We start from the raw sequence: 8,798 nt of genomic DNA on the forward strand, positions 1-8,798 counted from the left end.
GTGAATTAAATGCATTTATTAATTGTAATATTAGGGGTTTACGTTGCTACCTTAGGTTTTGCAATCCTAATCAATGTTTCACCCAAAGCTTTAAATCTTGGTGGATTGGTAGGAGTAGCTGGATACCTGATTTATTTAGCCTATTTCACCTTTATCGGGGGATATGTTGGTGCAAACGTGTTTGGAGCTTTTACCATTGGTATTTGTGGTATGTTAGCAGCTAAATATAAAAAAATGCCAGTCATTATTTTTAATATCCCAGCTTTAGTACCGTTAGTTCCTGGAGGCCAAGCTTATCAAGTTATGAAATATGTAGCTATGAATCGTCCGCATTTGGCGTTCTTTTATTTGATGCAGGTCTTGATGATTGCGGGAGCCCTAGCAATGGGATTCTTGCTATCAGAATTAGTGATTCAGTTATATAATTATCTAAAACGAAATCTAAAAAAAAGAAGAAAAAGCGCATAAGCGTTTTTTCTTCTTTTTTGATTAAAGGTGTAAAAATAGTCCCAAACCAAAACTAAAAATTAAAATTAACAAAACAACCGAAGTAATAATAACGTATAGACGGTCATGTTCTTTATAAAAGGAATAAATTGAAACAATTACTCGTAAGACTGGTGTTAATATTAAAGCAAAAATTCCGAGCATCATGATGGAATAAGGTTTCAGTTCGATAATTCCAGTAATAATCTGGGAAAATGATTTAGCATAGTATCCCTTTGGGTAACCCAAACTATCTTTGATAATGTATAAAAACAGACCGAGTATCATAATGATTGCCGAAATTATTACACCCCAGCGTAAAATACTGCCAATCGTATATTCAATCCGATTTATTGAAGATTGTGCATGATTTTGTTTGAATGCTTGTTTTTCTGAATTTTGTTTCATTAAATGCTCACCCCAAATCCTTTGAGAATCATTTGTAATCCTAGATAAATTAAGATAGGAATAAAAATGATTCTAATTAATTTGGAGGGCATAATTTGCATGACTCTTGAACCCACTGCAGCTCCGACAATAATACCAAGAGCCATTGGAACTGCAATTTGTGGAAGAATTGAGCCATTAAAAAAATAAATAGTAGCACTTGCAGCCGCTGTGACACCCATCATAAGATTACTAGTAGAACTAGATGGTTTTAATGGCATTTTCATGAATGTATCCATTGCAATTACTTTAAAAGCTCCAGAACCAATTCCTAACAAACCACTGGCAATTCCAGCTCCAAACATAATTCCTAATCCGGTTGGAACATTAGTAACCTTATAGTCAACGTTTTTTTTCAAGTTTTTATCATAGTATGAGCCATTTAATTTCAGTTTGCGAGCCAGTTTGTCATCAGAGTTGGCATTGGTTTCAATCTGTTTTCCACGTAATTTACGAATCATATTTGCACCAGAAAAGAAGAGAAGCAATCCAAACATAATATATAAAAAGATAGGATTAACAACTCCTGTTAGTAATGCTCCAACGATTGCTCCAATTGAGGTTGCAATTTCTAAAAACATGGCTACCCGAAGATTTAAAACATTATCTTTTAAATAGGCAATTGTAGCACCAGAACTGGTTGCAATGACAGCAATGATACTGGCACCAATGGCATATTTAATATCAAGACCAAAACCAAGTGTTAAAACGGGGGTAATAATCATACCGCCGCCAATACCGAGAATTGATCCTAAAATACCAACAAAGACTCCTACAAATAGCATGATTAAAATACTATTAAGCATATTGGAACTCCCTTTTAATTTAATTTTATACTACTAATTTTATTAAATTTTTATTGTGATTACTAGCGCTTATATTTAAAAATAACTATTTATGGTACACTTTAATTATATATTTCGCGGAGGTAAGCGATATGATAATTAAACAGGACCCTAGTCGTCCTTATAAGTTAAGCATCTCATTAGTTATAACTGTTTTGCTAGCAGTAGCTGTAAAAATGAGATTTGGATTTATTGATTTTTTGGATACTGTCATTGTAGGTAGTGTTCAACATGGTCAATCAGGTTTTGAAACGAAGATTTTCACGTTTATTAGCTTTTTGGCCAGTCCGAAGATGGATATTCTTTGGATGTTAGTCATTGCGTTCATATTGTGGGGATTTCGTTACAAAGTTCCAGCGTTTTTCGCACTATTTTTGATTGTTAGTGGGAATGTAGTTGCATTTTTAATAAAACACATTGTATCGAGACCTAGGCCAAGCATGCATTTAGCCAAAGATACTGGTTTTAGTTTCCCTAGTGGACACGTTGTTGGAACTTTTTTTGTTATTAGTGTGTTATGGATTATAGTGGCACCAATGCTAAAAAAGGAATCAAGTGTTTGGATTATGCGAACTGCTTTAGGAATTTGGCTTATTTTGGTAATGGTTTCTAGAATTTACTTAAATGCTCATTTTCCTTCTGATGTAATTGGTGGAGCATTCTTTGCTTATACCTGGTTACAAATTTGTGAGTATCTATATGTACGTTATGCACCAGAATTAAGTGAGCGACGAATTTTTATTCGTTCTTTGTATTAAATAATAAAAGTGATAAATTCATTTGAATTTATCACTTTTTGTTTACGATAATTTATTATTATACTCTTATCTAAATGAGAATTAGGAAGTAGTAATGTTTTTACATCGATATAAAAAAGACCAAATTCATTTGAATTTGATCTTTTTAGCAACTGACGTGGCTGGGCTCGAACCAGCGACATCCTGATTAACAGTCAGGTGTTTCTACCAACTGAACTACACGTCAATATTTAGTTTTTAAATCATAAGTCATTCAAAACAACTAAAAAAGAATCATTTTGAAACTGACGTGGCTGGGCTCGAACCAGCGACATCCTGATTAACAGTCAGGTGTTTCTACCAACTGAACTACACGTCAATATTTAAGTTTTTACAATCATAGCATGGCTTCCTATGGTCGTCAATAAAAACTTTAAAATTATTTAATAACTTTTGCTCCTAATGCATTTTTAAAATGATTTAAAGCAAATTGTTGGTTTTTAGACTCGAAACTAGCAATTGCATTTTCGTGAATTACTAGATGATAGTTTAAATTATAGGCACTAATTGCCGTATGCAGTACACAAATATCTGATGAAACTCCAACTAAATGAAGCGTGTCAACATGACGTTCACGTAATCTTAAATCTAGATCAGTTCCCACAAATGAACTATAACGAGTTTTATCCATGAACCAAATGTTTTCAAGGTGTTTATGATTTTCATACCACGATTTTAAATCACCATAAAGCTCTCGTCCCCAGGAATTACGTACGTTATGGGGTGGGAATAATTTGGTTTCAGGATGATAAGAATCTCCCTTGCGATGTACATCAGTTGGTAAAATAACCAAATCGCCATTAGTTTTAAACTCTTCAGCTAATTTAATGATTTCTGGTTCGCAGTCTTGTCCGGCTTTGCCTAATGTTAAAGCACCATTGTCTGCTACAAAGTCATTTGTATAATCAATAATTAACAATGCTTTTTTACTCATAATGAGCCTCCTATGTTATTTTTGATGTCCCTTTAATATAAAACGAATACCTTAAATTTAAGGTATTCGTTTTATATTTTTATCCTTGAGTAAAATTATGGTTGTGATTTGGTGCCACATCTTTAAGTGAACTTAATTTTTTCATATCTTCGTCAGAAATTTCAAAATCAAGCTCTGTGTTTTGCTTAATATGTTTTGGATTAATGCCTTTTGGTAAAGGAAGAACATGCTGTTGAATAATAAACTTTAATGCTATTTGAGAAGTTGAAACACCATATTTTTCAGAGATACCTTTTATAATTTTATTATCTAACAAATCTCCGGTTGCCAATGGTGAATATGCCTCAACCAAAATATTATTTTCCTTAGAAAATTTAGTTATATTTGGTTCGGTGTAACCAATATAATATTGGATTTGATTTACCATTGGTTCAATAGAAGCAACATCAAAAATATTCTTTAGATCTGAAATATTGAAGTTAGATACTCCAATTGCTTTTGCTCTTCCAGATTTGTAAATTTCTTCCATGGCTTGCCACACTTTTTGGTTTTCCATAGAATGATCAGAACCAATATCATTCCATGGCCAAGGTGCATGAATCAAATAAAGATCGACGTAATCAGTTCCTAGTTTCTTTAAACTTTTTTCAAATTCTATTTCTACCTGATCGTATGTTTTAACTGAAGCAGGCAACTTAGTAGTTAAAAATAATTTTGAACGATCAATTTTAGAATTTCTAATTCCTTCACCGACGCCAGCTTCGTTTTTATAAACAGTTGCAGTATCAATTAATCGGTATCCATTATTAATTGCAGTTTCAACCGCTTTAGCTGCAATATTATTAGGAGTTTGCCAAGTCCCAAATCCTATTTTGGGAATTTTAACATTATTTTGAAGAGTGTATGTTTCATTTAATATATTCATTTTAACTCGACCTTTCCTGAATGGGTTACTTGGATTTTACTGGCACAAGTATATACCAGATTTGGAATAATAGTATAAAGTAACATCTTGATGATTTTTTATTTTGTTTTTATATTTACTTTATTGAAGTATCTAAGGTTTATTTAACTTTTCATGCATTAAAATGTTACCTAGTATTTTTTTGTTCCCTTGTTTGTAATTTTTTGATTGAATATGTAAATTATTATGATACGAAAGTAACAACTTAATTATAATAAATTTATCTTTGATGATTATGTATAAATAATTAATGACAAGTATGTACACATGAAATATAAAAGAGTATTGCATTCGTTTTAATAAGAACTTATACTAAAGATAATTGAATAATAAATTTAAGAAGAGGCGCAGCTTTTATTAGTAACAATTTTGAGACTTCCTAGGTTGATGACAGATTGTAAAAGGGAAGGCTGCCGAAACAAAATAAATGGTAACTATTTTGTTGGGGTTTGATTTAATAAATCAAACACTGTCGTATTGCAAAATACGGAGCGCTTTTAAAACTAGAAATTAAATGTATTTTAGTGGGCTCTTCTGGATTAATTCAGAAGAGTTTTTTTAGTTTAGTGCTTACTTAAAAATAGGAGGATACGTTGATGGCTGAAAAAAAAGAACATGTAAAGCGTGGATTAAAATCACGTCATGTTTCGATGATTGCCTTAGGTGGTTGTATTGGAACGGGATTATTTGTTGCTAGTGGAGCAGCAGTACACAATGCTGGACCTGGAGGAGCTTTAGTTGCTTATATTTTAATGGGAATTATGGTTTATTTCCTAATGACTAGTTTAGGGGAAATGGCAACTAATCTTCCGGTTTCTGGATCATTTTCTACTTATGCTACGAAGTATGTTGATCCAGCAATGGGATTTGCGATGGGATGGAATTACTGGTTTAACTGGGCAATTACAGTTGCGGTGGACATTTCTACTGTTGCGTTGGTAATGGCCTTTTGGTTCCCTCATCTGCCTGCATGGATTTGGAGTGCAGGAGCGTTAGCAATTATTTTTGCAATTAATATTTTAGCGGTTTCAGCTTTTGGTGAAACAGAATTTTGGATGTCGTTAATTAAGGTAATTACGATTTTTATCTTTTTAGGAGTTGGCTTTTTAACTATTTTAGGGATTATGGGCGGACATGCCACTGGGTTAAGTAATTTCACCTATAAACAAGCTCCATTTGTGAATGGGATTCCTGGAATTATTAGTGTCTTTGTTGTTGCAGGATTTTCATTTCAAGGAACTGAGTTAGTTGGAATCACAGCAGGTGAAGCCGATGATCCTCATAAAAGTGTTCCTAAAGCAATTCATGAAGTATTTTGGCGCATTATTTTATTTTACTTTTTAGCCATCTTTGTGATTGCTGCTATCATTCCATATACCAGTCCTGATTTGTTAGGTTCTTCGGCGTCTGATGTTGCAATTAGTCCATTTACGATTGTATTTAAACGTGCAGGATTAGCGGCAGCTGCTAGTGTGATGAACGCAGTCATTTTAACTTCTGTGATTTCTTCTGCTAATTCAGGGATGTATGCTTCGACAAGAATGTTGTATTCTATGGCAGAAGAAGGATATGCACCAAAACTGTTTGGTAAAGTAAATAAACGTGGCATCCCAGCAGCTGCATTATTAGCTACTACGGTAATTGCATTGTTAACATTTTTAACTAGTTTTGTAGGACCCAAAATTTATCTTTGGTTAGTTGCTGCTTCTGGTTTAACTGGTTTTATTGCCTGGTTTGGGATTGCACTTTCGCATTATCGTTTCAGACGAGCTTTTATTAAGCAGGGTCATACTTTAGATGAATTAGAATATCATGCTACTTTATTCCCAGTTGGACCAATTATGTGTTTGATACTATGTATTGTAGTAATCTTTGGTCAAGATATTGGTGCTTTTGCTAATGGAAATTGGTTTGAAATTGCTATCACGTATATTAGTGTTCCATTAGTAATTATCTTATTCTTTGCTTATAAGTTTACTCACCATACTCATTTGATACCGTTAGACGAAATTGATGTGTCTCCAGCTAATCTTGAAAATGAAAACAAAAAGTAAAAAAGATAAACTAGCTTTTGATTTTTAATGCTACAATTAAAAATGCGAGTTAAACGAATGTCGTTAAAAGGAGATAATCAAATGATAGTTTTATCAGGAACGATTGGTGCTGGAAAGACGTCGCTAACTACTTTGTTAGCAGAACATCTAAATGCACCAGCGTTTTATGAATCAGTAGATGATAATCAGATTCTACCTTTGTTTTATAAGGATCCAAAAAAATATGCATTTTTATTACAAATTTACTTTTTGAATAAACGACTTGATAGTATTAAAGAGGCTAGTAATAATAAATATAGCGTGATGGACCGCTCAATTTTTGAAGATTCGTTACTGTTTCATCTTAATGCTGATTTAGGACGGTCAACTGACATTGAAGTACAAACTTATGACTCTTTGTTAGAAAATATGTTACAGAAGATTCCAAACAGTACGTTTCAAAAGACACCTGATTTATTAATTTATATTTCGGTTTCGTTTGATACGATGCTAAAAAGAATCAAAAAACGAGGTCGCTCATATGAACAGTTGGATAATGATGCTAGTTTATATGATTATTATCACGAATTAAATCAGCGTTATCGTTCTTGGTATGAGAAATATGATTTATCGCCTAAAATAGAGATTGATGGGGATAAATATGATTTCGTTGCAAATGAAAAAGCGCAAAAAGCGGTTATAAAAATGTTAGATGAAAAGATTAAAGAAGTATTAGTTTAAAATAAATAATTATTGTATAATTAAGAAAAGGCATATTTATAAGTAGAAATACAGAGAGATGGCGTTGCTGAGAGTCATCATTCGAAAATTCCGGTATGCAAAATGGCAGTTAATCCTGCACGGCGATTCCGTTATTAATCAAAATTAAGGGCCTGTGATAATTACAGGAACTTGGGTGGTACCGCGAAAAGACCTTCGTCCCAATTGACGAGGGTCTTTTTGTTTATTTTTGAGGAGGAAATAAAAATGTTAGATATGAAAATGATTCGACAAAACGTAGATTGGTATAAAAATAAGATGGCTGAACGTGGGGTCGAAGCAGAAACCATCAATAAATTGATGGAATTAGATAATCAGCGTCGTGATTTAATTGTAAAAAGTGAATCATTGAAAGCCGAAAGAAATGAAGTGTCAGATCAGATTTCACAATTAAAACGGAATAAAGAAAATGCTGATGATACTATCAAACGAATGCGTGAAGTTGGATCAGAGATTAAACAACTTGATGAGCAATTAGAGCAAGTTAAGGCTGAACAAGATGATCTTGAAGCTCATTTGCCAAACATTCCACATGATGGAGTTCCAGTTAGTTTAACTGAAGAAGGGGCAGTTGAATTGCGTAAAGTTGGAACACCGCGTAAATTTGATTTCAAACCTAAGCCACATTGGGAAATTGGAGAAAATCTTGATATTTTAGATTTTAAACGTAGTGCTAAAGTTGCTGGTAGCCGGTTTGTTTATTATTTAGGTGCTGGATCGATGTTAGAACGAGCTGTTTATAATTTTTATTTAGATGAAAATGATAAAGCCGGTTACACAGAAATCATTCCACCTTATATGGTTAATTCAGCTTCGATGTTTGGAACTGGACAGTTTCCTAAGTTCAAAGAAAATAAAGCTGGTTTTGAAATTAAAGACAGTGATTTGACGATGATTCCCACCGCTGAAGTACCTTTGGTTAACTTTTATCGTGATGAAGTAATTCCAAGTGAAAAATTACCAGTTAAGTTCACTGCTTTGAGTCCTGCTTTTAGATCAGAGGCGGGAAGTGCAGGTAGAGATACAAAAGGACTAATCCGGTTACACCAATTTAATAAAGTAGAAATGGTGCAATTTACGAAACCTGAAGATTCATGGGATGCATTAGAGAACATTACCCACCAAGCTGAAAGCTCTCTTAAAAAATTAGGGATTCCTTATCATGTTATTACTCTTACTAGTAGCGACATGAGTTTTACTGCTGCGATGACTCATGATATTGAAGTTTGGATGCCATCACAAGATTGTTATCGTGAAATTTCAAGTTGTTCAAATACGACTGATTTTCAAGCTCGGCGTGCTCATATTCAATATCGCGATGAAAATGGAAAACTACAATATATTCATACTCTAAATGGGTCTGGATTAGCAGTGGGAAGAACAGTAGCTGCTATTTTGGAAAATTTCCAAAACGAAGATGGATCAGTAAATATTCCTGAAGTATTACAACCATATATGCATGGAATGAAAAAAATAACTAAACAAGAATTATTTTAATAATTCATTATTAAA

At 33.2% G+C, this 8,798-nt stretch carries 9 protein-coding genes, 2 tRNA genes and 1 riboswitch; of the genes, 5 read left to right on the forward strand and 6 right to left on the reverse strand.

Features of this window, described 5'->3' with window-relative positions:
* Positions 1-9: 9 nt before the first annotated feature.
* Positions 10-468 (forward strand): threonine/serine exporter family protein, encoded by a 459-nt coding sequence (locus AC0GLR_RS01550; RefSeq protein WP_495605068.1) that lies wholly within the window; start codon positions 10-12, stop codon positions 466-468.
* A 21-nt stretch (positions 469-489) separates the two neighbouring features.
* On the opposite strand, the gene AC0GLR_RS01555 is transcribed toward AC0GLR_RS01550, so the two are convergent.
* On the reverse strand, positions 490-894 hold the full coding sequence (locus tag AC0GLR_RS01555) for a DUF1634 domain-containing protein (RefSeq protein WP_495605069.1): 405 nt from the start codon (positions 892-894) through the stop codon (positions 490-492).
* Positions 894-1,739 carry a sulfite exporter TauE/SafE family protein gene (locus AC0GLR_RS01560; RefSeq protein ID WP_495605070.1) on the reverse strand — a complete coding sequence of 282 codons (846 nt, stop codon included), beginning with the start codon at positions 1,737-1,739 and terminating at the stop codon, positions 894-896. Before AC0GLR_RS01560 ends, AC0GLR_RS01555 begins: the two co-directional genes overlap by 1 nt.
* A 131-nt stretch (positions 1,740-1,870) precedes the next feature.
* Here AC0GLR_RS01560 and AC0GLR_RS01565 point away from each other — a divergent pair, with 131 nt between their 5' ends.
* Positions 1,871-2,536 carry a phosphatase PAP2 family protein gene (locus AC0GLR_RS01565; RefSeq protein WP_495605071.1) on the forward strand — a complete coding sequence of 222 codons (666 nt, stop codon included), beginning with the start codon at positions 1,871-1,873 and terminating at the stop codon, positions 2,534-2,536.
* Between the two features lie 152 nt (positions 2,537-2,688).
* Here the strand turns inward: AC0GLR_RS01565 and AC0GLR_RS01570 are convergent.
* The 4 genes from AC0GLR_RS01570 to AC0GLR_RS01585 all read right to left on the reverse strand — a co-directional run bounded on the left by AC0GLR_RS01570 (position 2,689) and on the right by AC0GLR_RS01585 (position 4,434).
* Positions 2,689-2,762, reverse strand: a tRNA-Asn gene (locus AC0GLR_RS01570).
* 58 nt (positions 2,763-2,820) lie between these two features.
* A tRNA-Asn gene (locus AC0GLR_RS01575) sits at positions 2,821-2,894 on the reverse strand.
* Between the two features lie 60 nt (positions 2,895-2,954).
* Complete coding sequence (locus AC0GLR_RS01580) at positions 2,955-3,512, reverse strand: cysteine hydrolase family protein (RefSeq protein WP_495605401.1); 558 nt, start codon at positions 3,510-3,512, stop codon at positions 2,955-2,957.
* 76 nt (positions 3,513-3,588) lie between these two features.
* Complete coding sequence (locus AC0GLR_RS01585) at positions 3,589-4,434, reverse strand: aldo/keto reductase (protein ID WP_495605072.1); 846 nt, start codon at positions 4,432-4,434, stop codon at positions 3,589-3,591.
* Positions 4,435-4,805: 371 nt separating this feature from the next.
* Positions 4,806-4,978, forward strand: a riboswitch (Lysine riboswitch).
* A 91-nt stretch (positions 4,979-5,069) separates the two neighbouring features.
* Here AC0GLR_RS01585 and AC0GLR_RS01590 point away from each other — a divergent pair.
* The 3 genes from AC0GLR_RS01590 to serS all read left to right on the forward strand — a co-directional run bounded on the left by AC0GLR_RS01590 (position 5,070) and on the right by serS (position 8,783).
* Positions 5,070-6,527: an amino acid permease gene (locus tag AC0GLR_RS01590; RefSeq protein WP_495605073.1), complete on the forward strand. Its 1,458-nt coding sequence runs from the start codon at positions 5,070-5,072 to the stop codon at positions 6,525-6,527.
* An 81-nt stretch (positions 6,528-6,608) separates the two neighbouring features.
* Positions 6,609-7,247 (forward strand): deoxynucleoside kinase, encoded by a 639-nt coding sequence (locus AC0GLR_RS01595; protein ID WP_495605074.1) that lies wholly within the window; start codon positions 6,609-6,611, stop codon positions 7,245-7,247.
* Between the two features lie 246 nt (positions 7,248-7,493).
* Complete coding sequence (gene serS, locus AC0GLR_RS01600; protein WP_495605075.1) at positions 7,494-8,783, forward strand: serine--tRNA ligase; 1,290 nt, start codon at positions 7,494-7,496, stop codon at positions 8,781-8,783.
* Positions 8,784-8,798 lie beyond the last annotated feature (15 nt).

It is taken from the genome of Fructilactobacillus sp. YLN 2412 (assembly GCF_059488745.1).